This window comes from Shinella sp. BE166, assembly GCF_051201095.1.
Lineage (GTDB): Bacteria > Pseudomonadota > Alphaproteobacteria > Rhizobiales > Rhizobiaceae > Shinella > Shinella lacus.
Genome location: NZ_JBPEHL010000007.1, coordinates 226,582 through 243,625, shown reverse-complemented (window position 1 = coordinate 243,625; position 17,044 = coordinate 226,582). Strand labels below are relative to the sequence as shown.

The 17,044-nt window shown below is 65.5% G+C and carries 17 protein-coding genes; 7 read left to right on the top strand and 10 right to left on the bottom strand.

The annotated features are described in order from the left end of the window. Complete coding sequence (locus J2Y63_RS19355; RefSeq protein ID WP_435267434.1) at window positions 1-1,095, bottom strand: glycoside hydrolase family 25 protein; 1,095 nt, start codon at window positions 1,093-1,095, stop codon at window positions 1-3. Window positions 1,096-1,328: 233 nt separating this feature from the next. Between J2Y63_RS19355 and J2Y63_RS19350 the strand changes: the two genes are divergently transcribed. The 5 genes from J2Y63_RS19350 to J2Y63_RS19330 all read left to right on the top strand — a co-directional run bounded on the left by J2Y63_RS19350 (window position 1,329) and on the right by J2Y63_RS19330 (window position 7,916). Beyond that, window positions 1,329-1,898, top strand: a complete 570-nt coding sequence (locus J2Y63_RS19350; RefSeq protein WP_435267433.1) for a BA14K family protein — start codon at window positions 1,329-1,331, stop codon at window positions 1,896-1,898. A 163-nt stretch (window positions 1,899-2,061) separates the two neighbouring features. Then, a complete protein-coding gene (locus tag J2Y63_RS19345) occupies window positions 2,062-3,834 on the top strand; it encodes an acyl-CoA dehydrogenase (RefSeq protein WP_435267432.1) in 1,773 nt (590 codons plus the stop codon). A 153-nt stretch (window positions 3,835-3,987) separates the two neighbouring features. Then, window positions 3,988-4,743, top strand: coding sequence for a crotonase/enoyl-CoA hydratase family protein (locus tag J2Y63_RS19340; RefSeq protein WP_435267431.1), 756 nt, complete (start codon window positions 3,988-3,990; stop codon window positions 4,741-4,743). A gap of 209 nt (window positions 4,744-4,952) precedes the next feature. Next, window positions 4,953-7,043, top strand: a complete 2,091-nt coding sequence (gene mcpU, locus J2Y63_RS19335; protein ID WP_435267430.1) for a methyl-accepting chemotaxis protein McpU — start codon at window positions 4,953-4,955, stop codon at window positions 7,041-7,043. Window positions 7,044-7,166: 123 nt separating this feature from the next. Further along, window positions 7,167-7,916, top strand: coding sequence for an SDR family oxidoreductase (locus tag J2Y63_RS19330; RefSeq protein ID WP_435267429.1), 750 nt, complete (start codon window positions 7,167-7,169; stop codon window positions 7,914-7,916). Window positions 7,917-8,015: 99 nt separating this feature from the next. Here J2Y63_RS19330 and J2Y63_RS19325 read toward each other — a convergent pair whose 3' ends face one another. Genes J2Y63_RS19325 through J2Y63_RS19315 form a run of 3 tightly spaced genes read right to left on the bottom strand, consistent with a single transcriptional unit; the run spans window position 8,016 to window position 10,547 of the window. Further along, window positions 8,016-9,266: a class I SAM-dependent RNA methyltransferase gene (locus J2Y63_RS19325; protein ID WP_435267428.1), complete on the bottom strand. Its 1,251-nt coding sequence runs from the start codon at window positions 9,264-9,266 to the stop codon at window positions 8,016-8,018. Then, a complete protein-coding gene (locus J2Y63_RS19320) occupies window positions 9,263-10,015 on the bottom strand; it encodes a TlyA family RNA methyltransferase (RefSeq protein WP_435267427.1) in 753 nt (250 codons plus the stop codon). The genes J2Y63_RS19325 and J2Y63_RS19320 overlap by 4 nt, the downstream gene beginning before the upstream one ends. Before the next feature lie 55 nt (window positions 10,016-10,070). Continuing rightward, window positions 10,071-10,547 (bottom strand): hypothetical protein, encoded by a 477-nt coding sequence (locus J2Y63_RS19315; protein WP_435267426.1) that lies wholly within the window; start codon window positions 10,545-10,547, stop codon window positions 10,071-10,073. Here J2Y63_RS19315 and J2Y63_RS19310 point away from each other — a divergent pair. After that, a complete protein-coding gene (locus J2Y63_RS19310) occupies window positions 10,537-11,547 on the top strand; it encodes a DUF4424 domain-containing protein (RefSeq protein WP_435267425.1) in 1,011 nt (336 codons plus the stop codon). The two genes, J2Y63_RS19315 and J2Y63_RS19310, sit on opposite strands and share 11 nt — an antisense overlap. A gap of 36 nt (window positions 11,548-11,583) precedes the next feature. On the opposite strand, the gene dxs is transcribed toward J2Y63_RS19310, so the two are convergent. The 6 genes from dxs to J2Y63_RS19280 all read right to left on the bottom strand — a co-directional run bounded on the left by dxs (window position 11,584) and on the right by J2Y63_RS19280 (window position 16,503). Further along, on the bottom strand, window positions 11,584-13,509 hold the full coding sequence (gene dxs / locus J2Y63_RS19305) for a 1-deoxy-D-xylulose-5-phosphate synthase (RefSeq protein WP_435267424.1): 1,926 nt from the start codon (window positions 13,507-13,509) through the stop codon (window positions 11,584-11,586). Between the two features lie 238 nt (window positions 13,510-13,747). Beyond that, a complete protein-coding gene (locus tag J2Y63_RS19300; RefSeq protein WP_435267423.1) occupies window positions 13,748-14,149 on the bottom strand; it encodes a DUF1801 domain-containing protein in 402 nt (133 codons plus the stop codon). Between the two features lie 22 nt (window positions 14,150-14,171). Then, window positions 14,172-14,618: a DUF1801 domain-containing protein gene (locus J2Y63_RS19295; protein WP_435267422.1), complete on the bottom strand. Its 447-nt coding sequence runs from the start codon at window positions 14,616-14,618 to the stop codon at window positions 14,172-14,174. 15 nt (window positions 14,619-14,633) lie between these two features. Further along, entirely contained in the window at window positions 14,634-15,062 is a 429-nt protein-coding gene (locus J2Y63_RS19290; protein ID WP_435267421.1) for an SRPBCC family protein, read from the bottom strand. Next, complete coding sequence (locus J2Y63_RS19285; RefSeq protein ID WP_435267420.1) at window positions 15,059-15,391, bottom strand: ArsR/SmtB family transcription factor; 333 nt, start codon at window positions 15,389-15,391, stop codon at window positions 15,059-15,061. Before J2Y63_RS19285 ends, J2Y63_RS19290 begins: the two co-directional genes overlap by 4 nt. Window positions 15,392-15,579: 188 nt before the next feature. After that, window positions 15,580-16,503 carry a pirin family protein gene (locus J2Y63_RS19280; RefSeq protein WP_435267419.1) on the bottom strand — a complete coding sequence of 308 codons (924 nt, stop codon included), beginning with the start codon at window positions 16,501-16,503 and terminating at the stop codon, window positions 15,580-15,582. Between the two features lie 154 nt (window positions 16,504-16,657). Between J2Y63_RS19280 and J2Y63_RS19275 the strand changes: the two genes are divergently transcribed. Next, complete coding sequence (locus tag J2Y63_RS19275) at window positions 16,658-17,044, top strand: ester cyclase (protein ID WP_435267418.1); 387 nt, start codon at window positions 16,658-16,660, stop codon at window positions 17,042-17,044.

The window sequence follows — 17,044 nt, the reverse complement described above, 5'->3', positions numbered from 1 at the left end:
TCAAAAATCCTGGTAATTCAACGGCGTCACGTCGACCACTCGCTGCCCAAGTGTCGCAGCCGCGGCGCCCTTGGCGGCGAGGCCGGCGCGGACTTCGGCGGTTACCGTTACAGGGAACGACGTCGTCGTGCCGGAGGCGAGCGTGACGGCGCCGGTCGTCTGTGCCTCGGCGCCGATGGAGGCTGCGGCCTCGACGGTCGCCTTCAGCGCGCCGCCGGTGGGGATGGAGGCGGTGAGCATCTGGTCCACGGGCTCGAAGGGTTTTTCCGGCACCAGGCCGCCGAAGGCCCAGGCTTTGCCGAGTGCGGCCTTGCTCATCGGCGCGACGTTGACGTCGATGTCGTTGAGTGCGCCCTTCACGCGGTAGGGGCAGCGGCGCTTCGAGCAATTGACGCCAGCGGAAAACTGCCAGAGCGCATAATTGTCCCAGTTGCCCATCGGGAAGGCGCCCTCGATGCCCGGCTTGTAGCGGGCATACCAGAGCGGCAGGCGCGACAGGATGCGATATTCGTCGCGATGGGCGGCGATGTAGCGTGCCGTCGAATGGTTGGTGTAGAGCACCGGATAGCGGCCCGTGCGCGTCTTTATATGGCCGGCAAAGACCTGCGCATCCGCAAGCGACATGTAGCTGTCCGGATCGATGCCCTCGATATCCAGCACCATCATCTCGTCGTCCTGCGGATTGGCATAATCGAGGAAGTGGTTGGCCTGATCGACCGGGTTGCCCGGCCGGGCGAGGTGATAGGCCCCCCAGAGCAGGCCCTTCGAGCGCGCGAGCAGCCGGCGGGTCTCATAGAGTTCGCGGCTCACCGCATATTTGCGCCACATGGTCTTACAGTGCGCCACCGTATCGCCGCTGTGCTCGCCCTTGCAGCTGTAGCTTTCCGGCAGGCCGTCGGAGGCCTTGGAGATGAAGCCGGCGATGCGCTTGTCGGACAGCATCTCTGACCAGTCGATCTCGTTCAGCTCATAGGCGTCGATGACGATGGCGTTTTCCGGCTTTCTCCACGGCTCCACATCGACCGCGCGGGCCGAAAAGGGCAGGGCCGCCAGCAGGATGAGGGCCGCCAGGCCGGAAAGATGCTTCGGGTTCATGGACGCTCCTGTTCGAATCCCGCGCCGGATCAAGCGAGCATGGTGAACGAGACATGGTTAACGGAGCGCTAATCCGCCCAAGGTTCCAGAACAAGGCTCCCGAATTTGTGACGAGCCGAGCCATTGAAACGCGCGCGGGAAGACCGCATATGGAACGAAAGGGACTCTCGTGCGTTTCGCGTTCAAATTGCCATTCGAGCAAATGCTGAAGGGCACGCCTAGGGAGAATTGTCATGAAGTTTATCAATAAAGTCCTTGCGGTGGCGATGTCGGCGCTTTTCGCCGCCACGCCGGTCGTGCCGGCAAGCGCCATGCCGCTTCCCGTCGCGAAGATCCAGACGACCGCCACCGAAGGTGGCACCTCGGTGCAGCTCGTGCGCGATCACAATCGCCGTATCTGGCGGCGCGGGGGGAGCACCTGGCGCGCTGAACGCTTTGACCGCGGCCGCAACTGGGGCAACGACCGTCGCTACTCCCGTGAGAGCCGCCGCTGGCGCGGCCGTGACCGTGATGTCGGCTGGCGTGGCGACCGCGGCTACCGCAACGGCTGGTATCGTGGCCACCGCGGCTACCGCTACCAGCGCAACGGCTATCGCTACCACAATGGCTTCTGGTTCCCGCTCGCCGCATTCGGCGTGGGCACCGTCATCGGCGGTGCGATCGCCAACGACCGCGGCTATGTCGGTGGTGGCGGCTCGCATGTAAACTGGTGCGCAAACCGCTACCGTTCGTATCGCGCCTACGACAACACGTACCAGCCCTATGGTGGCCCGCGTCGCCAGTGCATCTCGCCCTATAGCTAAGGGTTGATTTTAAAGTGCCGGACGGTCCCCCCGGCACAGTGAGCAGGCTGACCGGTCTAACCACCGGCCGGCCTGTTTCCGTTTGGGGATTTGAGTCGGAAAAGTTGACGTTTACGTAAAAATCAATAATCTGCCCGCCAGCACGTCGTGGAGGAGGATAGACATGTACAAGGCGCCGGTCGAGGAGATTGCGTTCACGCTAAAACATGTGGCGGGGCTGGCACCCGCGCTGGAGGGCGGTCATCTCGGCGACCTCACGGATGACCTCGTCGATGCGATCCTCTCCGAAGCCGGCCGTTTCGCCACCGAGGAGGTGGCCCCGCTCGCCGAGATCGGCGACAGGCAGGGCGCCCGCTTTGCCGACGGCGCGGTGAAAATGCCCGACGGCTGGCCGGCGCTCTACAAGGCCTGGGCGGAAGGTGGCTGGAACTCGCTGACCGCCTCTCCCGATTTCGGCGGGCAGGGGCTGCCGCACATGCTGCATGTCGCGGCGCTCGAAATGTGGAACAGCGGTTCGATGGCCTTCGCGATCGGCCCCACGCTGACGATCGGCGCGATCGAGGCGCTGACGGTGCACGGTTCCGACCACCTGAAATCCATCTATCTGCCGAAGATGGTCTCGGGCGAATGGATGGGCTCGATGAACCTGACCGAGCCTCACGCCGGTTCGGATCTCGGCGTCATGAAGACCCGTGCGGAACGGCGCGGCGACGGCACCTATCGCCTGTTCGGCCAGAAGATCTTCATCACCTATGGCGAACACGATTTTACCGACAATATCGTGCATCTCGTGCTCGCCCGCCTGCCGGATGCGCCGGCCGGCACGCGCGGCATCTCGCTCTTCCTGGTGCCGAAATTCCTGGTCAACGAGGATGGCTCGCTCGGCCCCCGCAACGATGCCTATTGTCATTCGATCGAACACAAGCTCGGCATCCACGCCTCGCCGACCTGCACCATGATCTATGGCGACGGTCGTTTTGGCGAGGAGGCCGGCGCGATCGGCTGGCTGGTGGGCGAGGAAAACCGCGGCCTCGCCTGCATGTTCACCATGATGAACAATGCCCGGCTTGCCGTCGGTATGCAGGGCGTGGCGATCGCGGAAGCCGCGACGCAGAAGGCGCTCGCCTATGCGAAGGACCGCACCCAGGGCAAGGCGCCCGGCTGGCAGGGGTCGGGCATGAGCCCGATCATCGAACACCCGGACGTCGCCCGCATGCTGCTGACCATGAAGGTGCTGACCCAGGGTGCGCGCGCCATCACCTATGCCTGCGCCCACGCCGTCGACCGCGCGCATGGCGAGGAGGCAAGACACTGGAGCGAGCGCGCCAGCCTGCTGACGCCCATCGCCAAGAGCTTTGCCACCGATGCCGGCGTCGACGTCTCCTCGCTCGGCGTGCAGGTGCATGGCGGCATGGGCTTCATCGAGGAGACGGGGGCTGCCCGCCTGTTCCGCGACGCCCGCATCGCGCCGATCTACGAGGGCACGAACGGCATCCAGGCGATCGACCTCGTCACGCGCAAACTGCCGCTGTCGGACGGCGCCCAGGTGCGCGGCTTCATCGCGGAACTGCGCGAGATTGCCGCCAAGGCTGAGGCCGCCAACACGCCGGCACTCGGCGAAACCGGCGCGCGCCTGGAGGCCAGCATCGCCGACCTCGAAGCTGCCACCGAATGGCTGCTCACGACATTCGCGGAAGGAAAGCAAGCCGAGGCGCTCGCCGGCGCCACGCCCTACCAGCGCCTCTTCGGCCTCGTCCTGACGGGCGCCTACCTCGCCAAGGGCGCACTCGCCGACGGCGGCGACGGCCGCAACGCCGAACGCGCTGCCCTTTGCCGCTTCGCTGCCGAAAACATCATCGGCGAGACGGCGGCTTTGCGGGATCGCGTGATGTCGGGTGCCGCGAGCCTCGCGGCGGCGCGGACGGTTCTGGGCTGAGGCAGCCGCTACCCCCTCTGCCTGCCAGCGTTCCCCCTGATGGGGGAGATTGGCAGCGAGTTGGAACCCTGCTCAAATCGAAACGACGCGCCCGGCCTGCCGGGGGAAACCTGCCGAGGGCGGCACGGACATCATTCGCAAGAAGAGGACACAATGACCGACCACATCCTGATCGAACGCCCGGAAAACGCCCCCGGCGTCATGGTGATCCGCCTCAACCGCCCCGACAAGAAGAACGCCATCACGCGCGCCATGTACCAGGCGATGACCGATGCGCTGACGGCGGGGGACGCGGACGAGGCCGTGCGGGCGACCGTGTTCCTCGGCTCCGAGGGCTGCTTTTCCGCCGGCAACGACCTCAACGACTTCATGGCCTTCGCCATGGGCGGCACGATGGGCCGTGAGGTGATCGACTTCCTGCATGCGCTCGCCGCCCACGGCAAGCCGCTGGTGTCAGGCGTCGATGGCCTGGCGATCGGCATCGGCACGACGATCCACCTGCATTGCGACCTGACCTATGCCTCGATCCGCACGGAATTCCGCACGCCCTTCGTCGACCTGGCGCTGGTGCCGGAGGCGGCCTCCAGCCTGCTGGCGCCGCGGCTGATGGGCCACCAGCGCGCCTTCGCGCTGCTCGCCGCGGGCGATGGATTTTCCGCGACTGCCGCGCGCGATGCGGGCCTCGTCTATGCCGTCGTCGAACCGCGTGCAGTCGAAGAACAGACGCTTGCCGCCGCAACGCGGCTCGCCGCCAAGCCGCCGAAGGCGCTCGCGATCGCCCGCAACCTCATCCGCGGCGACCGCGGCGAAGTGGCCACGCGCATCGACGAGGAGGCGGGCCATTTCGCGGCACAGCTCAAAAGCCCGGAAGCGCGCGCCGCCTTCGAGGCCTTCATGGCGCGCCGCTGAGCGGATTTCCGTGGCCGAAAGGGGTCGGCTGCAATTTGTGGTCTATCAATTTTAAGAGGGCCTTAAACACGTTTTCCTAGGGTGCGGCCATTCTCCGGTGCTCCGTGCCGGCGGCCGCATGATGCGCCCGACACTCGCCATTCCGGCATGCCGTTCAGCACCATGCGCCCGCCGTCCTGGCGAGGCGCTTCCGAAGGAACATCGCGCCCATGTCCAAGCGCTCCAATCTGATGACGCGCATCCTTGTCGTCGCGTCGCTCGTCGTCGTCGCCGCCTTCACCGGCTTCTCCCTCTATATCGACAGCCTGCAGCGCGGCGTGCTGACCAACTCCGTCGAGGAAAGCATCGACAGTTCGGGCAAGCAGGCCGCCCAGAGCATCGCCAACTGGCTGAACGCCCGCGTGGCGCTGACCGAAATGGCCGGCAACGCCGCCGGCAAGGCCAATGACGCCGCCGGCATCGAGGCGGTTCTCCAGAACGACGTTCTGGTCAACCAGTTCATGACCACCTATGTCGGCGACGAGGCGGGCACCTTCACCATGTGGCCGAAGTCGGACATGCCGGAAGGCTACGACGCGCGCCAGCGCCCCTGGTATCAGGATGCCGTGAAGGCGAATGGCAGCGTGCTGACTGAGCCTTATACCGACGCCTCCACCAATGACCTGATCATCAGCGCCGCGACCCCGGTCAAGCGCGACGGCAAGCTGCTGGGTGTCGCTGGCAGCGATTTCTCGCTGAAGTCGCTGGTCGACATGGTCAACTCTGTCGATCTCGGCGGCACGGGCTTTGCCTTCCTCGTCAACAAGAACGGCCAGATCCTCGTGCACCAGGACAAGGCGCTGGTCACCAAGACCCTCGCCGATGCCTTCCCGCAGACGACACCGGCCATCGGCGGCGGCATCACGCATACGGACTATGCCGGCAAGCCGGTGCTCGTCTCCTTCGTGCCGGTCACCGGCCTGCCGTCGGTCGAGTGGTATCTCGGCTTCACCATCGATAGCGGCATGGCCTATGCGGCGATCGACCAGTTCCGCATCGCGGCGACCATCGCCACCATCCTTGCGGTCGTCGTCATGATGGGCTTCCTCGCGACCGTGCTCTCGCGCCTCGTCGTGCGCCCGGTCACGGACATGACCTCTGCCATGGACAAGCTCGCTTCCGGCGATGTCCGCGCCGAAATCCCCGGCCAGGAACGCACCGACGAGATCGGCCGCATGGCCGCCGCCGTCGCCGTCTTCCGCGCCAATGCCATCGAGCGCACGCGCCTCGAAAACGCCGCCGAGGAGGGCCGCGTGCTTTCCGAAAGCGAACGCCGCGACCGCGAAGCCCTGAAGGCCCGCGAAGTGGCCGAAATCCAGCACGCTGTCGAGGCGCTGGCGGACGGTCTCGGCCGTCTTGCCGACGGCGATCTCGCCCACCGCATCGACGCGCCCTTCGCCGGCCATCTCGATCGCCTGCGCACCGACTTCAACCATTCCGTCACCAAGCTGCACACGGCGATGACGACGGTTGGCCAGAACGCCCGCGCCATCGATGCCGGTGCCACGGAAATCCGCTCGGCCGCCGATGATCTCGCCCGCCGCACGGAGCAGCAGGCCGCTTCCGTGGAAGAAACCGCCGCCGCGCTGGAAGAGATCACCACGACGGTCAAGGACTCGACGCGCCGCGCCGAAGAGGTCGGCTCGCTCGTCTCGCGCACCCGCACCGGTGCCGAAAAGTCCGGCGAGGTGGTGCGCCGCGCCGTCTCGGCCATGCAGGGCATCGAAAAGTCCTCTGGCGAAATCTCCAACATCATCGGCGTCATCGACGACATCGCCTTCCAGACCAACCTGCTGGCGCTGAATGCCGGCGTCGAGGCCGCCCGCGCAGGCGAAGCCGGCAAGGGTTTTGCCGTCGTGGCGCAGGAAGTGCGTGAACTCGCCCAGCGCTCGGCCAATGCGGCCAAGGAGATCAAGGCGCTGATCACCGCGTCGGGCGAACAGGTGCGCTCCGGCGTGGCGCTGGTCGACGAGACGGGTGCGGCGCTGGAAGCGATCGTTCGCGAGGTTCAGGAGATCAACGGCCACGTCAACGCCATCGTTCTTTCCGCCCGCGAGCAATCGACCGGCCTCCAGGAGATCAACACCGCCGTCAACACCATGGATCAGGGCACCCAGCAGAACGCCGCCATGGTGGAAGAACAGACCGCCGCCAGCCACGGCCTCGCCACCGAGGCAGCCGCCCTCAACGCGCTGCTGGCGCAATTCCGGCTGGGTGGCGGCGCAAGCTACGCCGCCACGCCATCCCGCCGCGCGGCGTAATCGTCGGCCTCAAGCGAAGAAAAAGGCCCGGGATCGTTCCCGGGCCTTTTTGTTTTGGCATTTCCGGTCAAGGTCTTAGCGGGTACAATTCGATTCCGCATGGCAGATACGAGGACGCGAAGAATGGGTGAATTGCAGGGGCGCACGGTCGTCATCACGGGTGCAGCACGCGGGCTGGGCGCAGCCCTCGCCACGTCTTTGGCGGAGGCGGGGTGCAACTTGGTCCTTTGCGCCCGCAACCTTGCAGCACTCGAAGCCCAGGCGGACGGAATCGCCAGCGCCACGGGCCGCCGCCCCGCCTGCATCGCCATGGACCTCGCCGAGAGCGAAAACGTGCGCCAGGCGGTCGAGACGATCACCAGCGCGCATGAGCATATCGACCTGTTGATCAACAACGGCGCGATGTGGCTGGAGGCGCGCGACGAACCGCTCCCGGCCGAGACGGTCCTCGGCGTCATCAACTCCGCCGTCACCGGCACGTTCCTGTTCAGCCAGGGCCTTCTGCCGCTTCTCCGGCGCTCCGCCAATCCGGATATCGTGACCATCGGCTCGGTAAGCGGCCTGGCGAATGCAATGCTCGACGGTGTTTCCGTTCCCTTCTACGCGGCCAAGCGCGGCCAGACGGCGATTGCGGAAGGGTTGCGGCAAATGCTGTCGGGAACGCCCGTCCGCTCGATCATCCTGCACCCGCCGGATCTGGACGACATCCAGCCGGGCGAACCGGCATGGGCGGAGGCGCCTGGGCGGGCCAAGAGCGCGCGCGCCACCAATCGGGATGTGGTGGAGGCCGTGCTGTTCGCCGTCACGCGTCCGCGCAACGTGTCGCTCTCCATCGTGCTGGATGCGGATCATGGCGGGGTGTTCCCCGGCTAGAGCATTTCCAGCCGAAGCGGCATCGCTTCGGCGTCGGATAATGCGCCAAAAACAAAAACCTAGAGCATTTCCGGGTCACCGGAAATGCTCTAGGTCCGCCTACTTCTCCAGCACCGCCACCGCCTCGACATGGGCCGACCAGAGGAACTGGTCGATCGGCGTCACCAGGCGGATGCGGTAGCCGGCGGCTGTCAGGATCGAAAGGTCGCGCGCGAGGCTGAGGGGGTTGCACGAGACGGCCACAATGGTTTTCACGCTGGAGCGGGCAAGTTCCTTGCACTGGTCTTCCGCGCCGGCGCGCGGCGGGTCGAAGACCACGGCATCAAAAACCTTGAGTTCGGAGGTCATCAGCGGGCGGCGGAAGAGGTCGCGCTTCTCCACCGTCACGGGCTTCAGGCCCTGCGTGTTGCGCGCGGCCTGGTCCAGCGCCTTCAGCGCCTTCTCCTCGCCCTCCACGGCATGCACCTTGGCCTGCCGGGCGATACGCAACGCAAAGGTGCCAGATCCGGCAAAGAGGTCGGCGACGCGCTTGGCCTTGCCGAGCGCCGCAAGCACCAACTCGGCCATCGCGTCCTCGGCCGGCTTCGTCGCCTGGGTGAAGCCGCCGGCGGGCGGCGAAACGCGCACGCCGGAAAAATCGATCACCGGCCGCTGCGGCTCGATCAGGATCTCGCCATCACTGGAAACCCGCGCGATGCCGGGCAGTGAAAGCACGCAGGCGGTGACGGCGCGGCGTTCCTTGTCGCCCACCTTCTTGATGCCCTCGAAGGCGAGGTCGAGGCCGGCGAGCGTCTCCAGCACCGTCACGCGAAACGGTTCGCTGCTGGTGGCGATGGCGCCTGCGACCCGGCGGATCGCGTCGAGCCGCGAGATGATGCCGTCGCTGGAGATCGGACAGTGGTCGATGGAGACGATATGGTGGCTGCTGGCCTGGTTGAAGCCGAGCAGCACGGCCTTTTCCGTCTTGCGCGCGGTGAAGACGACGCGCCGCCGCTCGCCCGGCCGGGCGATGACGAGCGGCGCCACCTCCGGCGTCAGGCCCTTGGATTTCAGCGCATTGACCACGAGCTCGCGCTTGAAGGCGTGGTAAAGCGCATCGCCCGCATGTTGCAGCGTGCAGCCGCCGCAGGTGCCGTTCTTGCCCTCCGGGCCGAAATGCACGCAGGGCGGCTCGACCCGCTCGGGCGAGGCGACCGACATCGACATGACCGTGCCAGCGTTCTTCACGCGCGCCACGGCGACCGTCTCGCCGGGCAGCGTGAAGGGCACGTAGACCGGCCCACCGGGCGCCTCCGCAATGCCGTCGCCGCCCGAGCCGAGCCGCGCGATGGTCAGCGTCTCCGTCGTCATGGCTTGCGGCCCCCGAGCAGGAACTCGACATTGCCGTCGCCGCCGGTGATCGGCGAGGGCAGGAGGCCGAGGCTCTTCCAGCCCATGTCCTCAACGAGCCAGCGCTCCAGCTCCGCCGCCACCGCAGGCGCGCTGTCCGGGTCCTTCAAGAGCCCCGCCTTGCTGATCGCCTCGCGGCCGGCCTCGAACTGGGGCTTGACCAGCAGCACGCAGAAGGCGCCGGGCTCGGCCATTTCAAGGGCCGGCGGCAGCGCCAGCTTCAGCGAGATGAAGGAGACGTCGGAGACGACGGCGCCGATTTCGCGCCCTTCGAGATGGTCCTCGTCGAGCACCCGCGCGTTCAGCCCTTCATAATTGGTGATGCGCTCGTCCGCGCGCAGTCGCGGGTGAAGCTGGTCGTGGCCGACATCCACCGCGATGACGTGGCTGGCGCCGCGCTCCAGCAGGATATCGGTGAAGCCGCCGGTCGAGGCGCCGATGTCGAGGCAATCGAACCCCGCGGGATCGAGGCCGAATGCGTCGAGCGCCGCCTTCAGTTTCAGCGCCGCGCGCGAGACATAGGCCTGCGCCGGATCATCGATCTCGATAACGGCGGAGGCGGGGAAGGTGGAGCTCGGCTTGGTGACGGTGCGGCCGTTCACCTTGACGGTGCCGCGCGAAATCGCGTCGCGCGCCCGCGAACGGCTGGCAACGAGACCGGCATTCAGCAGGAGCTGGTCGAGGCGGATGGTTTCTGTGGGTTCGGACATCGCCTCTCATGACGCCTCGCGCCGCAGGTGGCAAGCCCTGATGTGCCCGTCGCCGTCAGAGCCAGATGATACGGCCCGGGAAATTCTGCAGCGAATCGATGTCGATAAGGGCGGAAATACCCTGCGGCTCCGCTTCCGGCCGCGCCGCGCGCACGATCACCGGATCGCGGCGGATGTCGTGTGATTTGCGGATCTCCGGCAGCTTCTTCTGCAAAATGGCCAGCGCTGCGGCCTCGATGGCCGGGTCGTGCGACGGCCGGTCCTCGGCCGCCGCGATGGAGGCATGGCAAAGCGTGGCGGCGAGAGCCGCAAGCAGCGCGAAACGCATGATGGAAAATCCCTGTCCGGTCTTTCTTTTCGTTGAGCCGGAAACTAGCAGCCGGAGGTTTCGGAACGCCCAAGGGATGTGGGTACGCGGTTGCAAAACGGGATGGTTGAGAAAGCGTGACTGCGTTTCGCGCTTGCTGCGCGGTGTCGTTTCGGCTGATATCGCGGCCGACAGACATCTTGCGAGGACATCCATGAACGCCACTCTCCGCCTTGCTCCGCTGCTTCTCGCGCTGCTTGCAGCGCCGGCGCTTGCCAACGACACGATGGCGGAGCTGAAGACCGGCGGGTTGACCTTCGTGCGCACACCGGAGGTGGAGATGACGAGCGAGGCCCTCTTCATCTCGCCGGAGGAAATCCGCGTCGACTATGTCTTCACCAACACGTCTCAGAAGGATGTCTCCGGCCTCGTCGCCTTCCCGATGCCCGATATCGGTGGCGATCCCTATGCGAATGTCGCGATGGGCGATTTCGAGACGGACAACTATCTCGCCTTTACGGCATCGCAGGACGGCAAGGCCGTTGCCGTCAATCTCCAGCAGCGCGCCTATGCCTCGGATATCGACGTGACCGAAGACCTCAAGGCCAGCGGCGTTCCGCTGCTTCCCTTCGCGACGACGACGAAGGACGCGCTGAAAAAGCTCCCCGAGGATGTGGCGGCCGACTGGATCGCCCGCGGGCTGATCTTCATCGACACCTACGACAATGACGGCAACGGCATGAAGGACTACCGCACGCCGCTCTGGTCGTTGAAATCCGTCTATTGGTGGCGCACGACCTTCCCGGCGGGCAAGGAGGTGAAGGTCCAGCACCGCTACAAGCCGAGCGTCGGCGGCACGGTGGGCATCAGCTTCCTGGAGGAGGGGGCGGCGAAGGGTGAGCGCTATGAGGACTATGTGAAGCGCTACTGTATCGAGGAAAACATCGTGCGTCGCGCCCAGCAGTCGGAAAAGGACATGCAGGCCGGAAAACCCTACCTTTTTGAGAACTGGATTTCCTACATTCTGACGACGGGTGCCAACTGGTCCGGCCCGATCAAGGATTTTTCGCTGACGATCGACAAGGGCGCACCGGAAAACCTCGTCAGCTTCTGCGGCGAAGGCATCAAGAAGACGGGGCCGACGACCTTCGAGATGAAGGCGAAGGATTTCACGCCCGCAAACGAGATCGATATCCTGCTGCTGAAGCCAAGCGCCGCGCAGTAGAAGAGGGCGGCGCGGGCTTCATCGAATAGGGTAAGGTCAGCCGGCTGCGCCCACACCCACGGCCTTCTGGCCGAGTGTCTTGAAGACGGTGGACACGATGCCGGCGCGGTCTAGGCCGGCTTTGGCGTACATGGCGTCGGGCTTGGCCTGTTCCATCCAGATATCCGGCAGCACCAGCGGGCGCACCTTCAGGCCGTGGTCGAGCAGGCCTTCCATGGCGAGGAATTGCAGCACATGGCTGCCGAAGCCGCCGACGGCACCTTCCTCGATGGTGATCAGCACCTCGTGGTGGCGGGCGAGCTGGCGGATGAGGTCGTGGTCGAGCGGCTTTGCGAAACGCGCATCGGCGACCGTGGTGGAAAGGCCGGCGGCATCGAGATCCTCGGCGGCGAGCAGACAATCGGCCAGGCGCGTGCCGAAGGACAGCAGCGCCACCTTCGACCCTTGCTTGACGACACGGCCCTTGCCGATCTGAAGGATTTCGCCGCGTGCCGGCATGTCGATGCCGACACCTTCGCCGCGCGGATAGCGGAAGGAGATCGGGCCGTCGTCATAGGCGGCGGCGGTGCGCACCATGTGCTTCAGCTCCGCCTCGTCGGCGGCCGCCATCACCACGAAGCCGGGCAGGGTGGCGAGGTAGGTCGTGTCGAAGGAGCCGGCATGCGTCGGGCCGTCGGCGCCGACGAAGCCGGCGCGGTCGATCGGGAAACGCACCGGCAGGCCCTGGATCGCCACGTCGTGCACGACCTGGTCGTAGCCGCGTTGCAGGAAGGTGGAATAGAGCGCGCAGAACGGCTTGTAGCCTTCGGACGCGAGGCCTGCGGCGAAGGTCACCGCATGCTGCTCGGCAATGCCCACGTCGAAGGTTCGCATGGGATAGGCCGCCGCCAGCTTGTCGAGGCCGGTGCCGTTCGGCATGGCCGCGGTGACACCGACGATCTTCTCGTCGAAGCCGGCTTCCTGCACCAGCGCATCGGCGAAGACGGCGGTGTAGGCGGGCGCATTGGGCTTGGCCTTCGCCTGCGCGCCGGTAATGACGTCGAAGGTGTTGACGCCGTGATATTTGTCGGCGGCGGCTTCTGCCGGCGGATAACCCTTGCCCTTCTGGGTGACGACGTGGATCAGCACCGGGCCCTTGGAATTGTCGCGCACATTGCGCAGCACCGGCAGCAGGTGCTCGAAGGAATGCCCGTCGATCGGGCCGATATGGTAGAAACCCATTTCCTCGAAGAGCGTGCCGCCGGTCACATAACCCCGCGCATGCTCGACGGCGCGGGTGATCGCGCGGTCGACCTTCTTGCCGAGATAGGCCGTCAGCTTCTTGCCGAGGTCGCGGAAGCCCATATAGGTGCGGCCGGAGGCAAGGCGCGCAAGGTACGCGCTCATGGCGCCGGTCGGCGGGGCGATCGACATGTCGTTGTCGTTGAGGATGACGATGAGGCGGGCATCGAGCGCGCCGGCATTGTTCAGCGCCTCATAGGCCATGCCGGCCGACATGGCGCCGTCGCCGATGACGGCGATGACATTGCGGTTCTCGCCGGAAAGATCGGCCGCAACCGCCATGCCGAGGCCAGCGGAAATCGAGGTCGAGGAATGGGCGGCGCCGAAGGGGTCGTATTCGCTTTCGGCGCGCCGCGTGAAGCCGGACAGGCCGTCTTCCTGGCGGAGCGTGCGGATGCGGTCGCGCCGGCCGGTCAGGATCTTGTGCGGATAGCACTGGTGGCCGACATCGAAGATCAGGCGGTCCTTCGGCGTGTCGAACACCTTGTGGATGGCGATCGTGAGCTCGACCACGCCGAGGCCCGCGCCCAGATGCCCGCCGGTGCGCGACACGGCGTCGATCATCTCGGCGCGCAGTTCGGCGGCCAGCTGCGGCAGGTCGCGATCGTCCACGGCCTTCAGGTCCGCCGGAATGTGGACCTTGTCGAGCAGCGGTGTGGCGGGTGCTTGTGTCACTCTCATGCCTCGTGTTCTCGCCCGCGTGCCGAAAACTCCGCTGTGGAGCCCGACCCGGGCATGCGGCTTTGACCGCGTTAGCCTGTCACATGCAGAATGCGGCGCGCGATTTCAACCGTTTCGGCAAGTCTAGAGCGTATTTCGCCGGATTGATACCGCACAAACCGACGCACTGCCCGAGTTCTCCCGGGCAATTGGGGCATTTTGCGGACGCCGGCCGCCCGCGCTCAATTTGTCGTGATTCCTACGTCTTCTTCGGGCGTTTCGCCGTGTTCAGGGCGACGGCGGCCTGGACCAGCGCGGTGAGCGCCGCCTCGTCGATCGCTTCGCCCTCGTGCACGTCGATGGCGCGGCGCGTGTTGCCCTCCAGGCTGGAATTGAACAGGTGGGCCGGGTCGGGCAGCGATGCGCCCTTGGCGAAGGTCATCTTCACCGCCGTCTTGTAGGTCTCGCCGGTGCAGATGATGCCGTCATGCTCCCAGACCGGAACGCCACGCCACTTCCATTCCTCGACAATGTCGGGATCGGCCTTCTTGATAATGGCGCGCAACCGGGCCAGGGTTTCGCCGCGCCAGTCGGGAAGCTCCTCGATCCTCTTGTCGATCAGACGGGAGGGGGATTCCGTTTCACTCTTGGCCTGGTCCATGGTTGCCATCCTTTTTCGTTCGTCACATGCGCTCGCCGGGAAGCCGGCTTGCCTGGCGGATCCAGTCCGCAAGCTGAGCTTCGTCGAGCACGCCTTCCTCGTGGATGTGGAAATAGCGCGTCTCTGCGGTCTTGGAAGCGACCGGGGGCATCGGATCGAGCGCCGTGCCGCGGAAGAAGGCGAGCTTGATATATTTGTTGAAACAATGCAGGCCGAGGAACCAGCCGTCACCCTCGATGCCGTAGAACGGCGAGTTCCACTTGACCGCTTTGTACACGCCGGGCACGGTTTTCTCGATCAGCGCATCGAGCCGGCGGCCCATGTCGCTCTTCCAGCCCGGCATGGCGGCGATATAGGCCTGAATCGGCCCGTCGCCATAACCCTTGGCAATCTGCGGATTGCCGCCCGAAAGCAGGACCGGCTGCCCGGCCTGCTTCCTGGGCGCCTTCTTGGTGGTCTCGCCGGTCATGATCCCCGCTCCGCGTTATGCAAGTCCCGCCAGAACCCGCTCCAGGTTCGTGAAGTGCTCCTGCCAGCCATGGCGTGCGCCGCCGAAGGCCTGCTTCTGCTCCGGCCGGAAGCCGGTCTGCTCCATGCGCAGATGCGTTCCCGTGGCCGTCGGCGTCAGCGTGAAGCTCACCACGCTCCTAAGGTCGAAGGCCGGGTCGTCGTGCACATGATCCCACGTATAGCTCAGCATCCTGCCGGGCTCGACCGTCAGCACGCGGCAATCGACACTACCCCAATCGCCACGCAGCGTGAAATCATGGCCGACGACGGGCGCGAAGTCGGTCTTCATCAGCCATTCCGAGATGAGATGCGGCTGCGTCAGCGCGCGCCAAAGCTTTTCCGGCGGATGGGCGATCTCGCGCTCGACGACGACGGCGCGCGTCTCGGGTGTTGCGTCACTCATTGATCCATTCTCCTCAGCAAATTTTCGAGATCGTCGAAGCGCGTCTCCCAGAACCGCGCCATCTGGCTGGTCCAGTCGACGAGCGGCGCGAGCGCACCGAGCTGGGCGCTGTAATGCGTCTGGCGTCCCTCGTGCCGGTCGCGCACAAAGCCTGCCTGCTTGAGGAGGTTCAGATGTTTGGAGACGACCGGCTGCGAGACGCCCGCCTTGGCCGTCAGCGCCCCCACGGTCTTTTCGCCCTCGCGGCACAGCCGCTCGAAGAGCGCGCGCCGGGTCGGGTCCGCCAGCGTGCGGAACAGCATGTCATGCGCTTCGGCCACTTGATCCATACCTCAATGACTATGAATAACGTATAGCTGCGTGGCTATGGATGTGTCAAGTCCACCTCTCCTCCGTCATGCTCGGGCTTGACCCGAGCATGACGGTGGAAGCAGGAGCGAATCTGCCAAGACGTGAGCGCGCAACGGAGCATGCCGCTCCTTTGCGTCCTCATCTCATATACCTTTGTGACTATGCATCACCCGGCAGGCAGCGGCACGAATTCCTCTTCGTCGCCGGGCACGATGTCGAAACGGCCGGTTCGCCATTCCTCCTTGGCTTGCTCGATGCGCTCCTTGGAGGAGGAAACGAAGTTCCACCAGATGTAGCGCTTGGAGCCGAGCGCGGCCCCGCCGAACAGCATGATATGACAGCCCTGCGGCCCCGCCTTCAACGTGATCGCGTCGCCCGCGCGGAACACGAGCAGCCGGTCCGCCTCGAACAGATCGCCGGCCACATCCAGCGTGCCGGAGAGCACATAGACCGCGCGCTCCTCCCATTCTGCTGGCAACGGTGCAGCAGCACCGGGCGCAAGCGTCAGGTCGACATAGAGCGTGTCCGTCGGCACATCGACGGGCGAGGCATGGCCCTCATAGCGGCCGATGATGGTGCGTCCGGTTATGCCATCGGCCGAGAAGGCGGGAAGTTCGGCCTTCGTGGTGTGGGCAAAGACAGGCGCGATCTCCTCATGGCTGTCGGGCAGCGCCAGCCAGGTCTGGAGCCCGGAAATCGACATGGGCCTGCCGCGCAGGTTTTCCGGCGAGCGCTCGGAATGCACGATGCCACGTCCCGCCGTCATCAGGTTCACGTCGCCGGGCGCGATCACCATTTCGGTGCCGATGCTGTCGCGATGCTTGATCTCGCCATCGAAGAGATAGGTGACGGTGGAGAGCCCGATATGCGGATGCGGCTTGACGTCGATCGCATCGCCCGCCCGCAACAGCGCCGGCCCCATGCGGTCGAAGAAGATGAACGGCCCGACGAGCCGGCGTTTGGCCGTCGGCAGCGCGCGGCGCACCGCAAGCCCGCCGATATCGCTGGTGCGCGGAATGATCAGATGCTCCAGCGCATCGCAGGCCGCCGCGTCACCCGCCTCCGGGTCCTTGCCGGGAAAAAAGCTCATCACGCCCTCCTGTCATTGGTTCATGGGCGGATGTTAGCGGGCGGCGGGCGAGGCGGATAGCGCGATCCTGTTGACGCTGTGGTCAAGCTTTCAGCCCGTCTGGCTTTCGCCGCCCGTTGCCCCATATTGAGGGCAGGCACACAGGAACGGATGCATGACGAAGGACGATCTCTCGGCGCTCTACCACGGCTATATCGCCTGCCTGAACGCACAGGACTGGCCGAACCTCGGCAATTTCGTGCATGAGGACGCGCACTACAACGGCAAGCGCATCGGCCTGTCAGGCTACCGCACCATGCTGGAAGGCGATTTTCGGGCGATCCCTGACCTTCGTTTCAACATAGATTTCCTGATGGCGGACCCGCCGCGCATTGCCAGCCGCCTGCTGTTCGATTGCACGCCCGTAGACGAACTCTTCGGCCTCCCCGTCAATGGCAGGAAGGTCGCGTTCAGCGAAAACGTCTTTTATGAATTTCAGGAGGGGCGCATCCGCAATGTCTGGTCGATCATCGACAAGGCCGCGATCGCAGACCAACTATAA

Excerpts from the sequence above, each read along its gene's own strand:
- J2Y63_RS19345 (WP_435267432.1), top strand. The coding sequence starts at position 2,062 with ATGTACAAGGCGCCGGTCGAGGAGATTGCGTTCACGCTAAAACATGTG.
- J2Y63_RS19340 (WP_435267431.1), top strand. The coding sequence starts at position 3,988 with ATGACCGACCACATCCTGATCGAACGCCCGGAAAACGCCCCCGGCGTC.
- J2Y63_RS19285 (WP_435267420.1), bottom strand. The coding sequence starts at position 15,391 with ATGGATCAAGTGGCCGAAGCGCATGACATGCTGTTCCGCACGCTGGCG.
- dxs (WP_435267424.1), bottom strand. The coding sequence starts at position 13,509 with ATGAGAGTGACACAAGCACCCGCCACACCGCTGCTCGACAAGGTCCAC.
- J2Y63_RS19355 (WP_435267434.1), bottom strand. The coding sequence starts at position 1,095 with ATGAACCCGAAGCATCTTTCCGGCCTGGCGGCCCTCATCCTGCTGGCG.
- J2Y63_RS19295 (WP_435267422.1), bottom strand. The coding sequence starts at position 14,618 with ATGACCGGCGAGACCACCAAGAAGGCGCCCAGGAAGCAGGCCGGGCAG.
- J2Y63_RS19325 (WP_435267428.1), bottom strand. The coding sequence starts at position 9,266 with ATGACGACGGAGACGCTGACCATCGCGCGGCTCGGCTCGGGCGGCGAC.
- J2Y63_RS19330 (WP_435267429.1), top strand. The coding sequence starts at position 7,167 with ATGGGTGAATTGCAGGGGCGCACGGTCGTCATCACGGGTGCAGCACGC.
- J2Y63_RS19280 (WP_435267419.1), bottom strand. The coding sequence starts at position 16,503 with ATGAGCTTTTTTCCCGGCAAGGACCCGGAGGCGGGTGACGCGGCGGCC.
- J2Y63_RS19290 (WP_435267421.1), bottom strand. The coding sequence starts at position 15,062 with ATGAGTGACGCAACACCCGAGACGCGCGCCGTCGTCGTCGAGCGCGAG.
- J2Y63_RS19310 (WP_435267425.1), top strand. The coding sequence starts at position 10,537 with ATGAACGCCACTCTCCGCCTTGCTCCGCTGCTTCTCGCGCTGCTTGCA.
- mcpU (WP_435267430.1), top strand. The coding sequence starts at position 4,953 with ATGTCCAAGCGCTCCAATCTGATGACGCGCATCCTTGTCGTCGCGTCG.
- J2Y63_RS19300 (WP_435267423.1), bottom strand. The coding sequence starts at position 14,149 with ATGGACCAGGCCAAGAGTGAAACGGAATCCCCCTCCCGTCTGATCGAC.
- J2Y63_RS19320 (WP_435267427.1), bottom strand. The coding sequence starts at position 10,015 with ATGTCCGAACCCACAGAAACCATCCGCCTCGACCAGCTCCTGCTGAAT.
- J2Y63_RS19350 (WP_435267433.1), top strand. The coding sequence starts at position 1,329 with ATGAAGTTTATCAATAAAGTCCTTGCGGTGGCGATGTCGGCGCTTTTC.
- J2Y63_RS19275 (WP_435267418.1), top strand. The coding sequence starts at position 16,658 with ATGACGAAGGACGATCTCTCGGCGCTCTACCACGGCTATATCGCCTGC.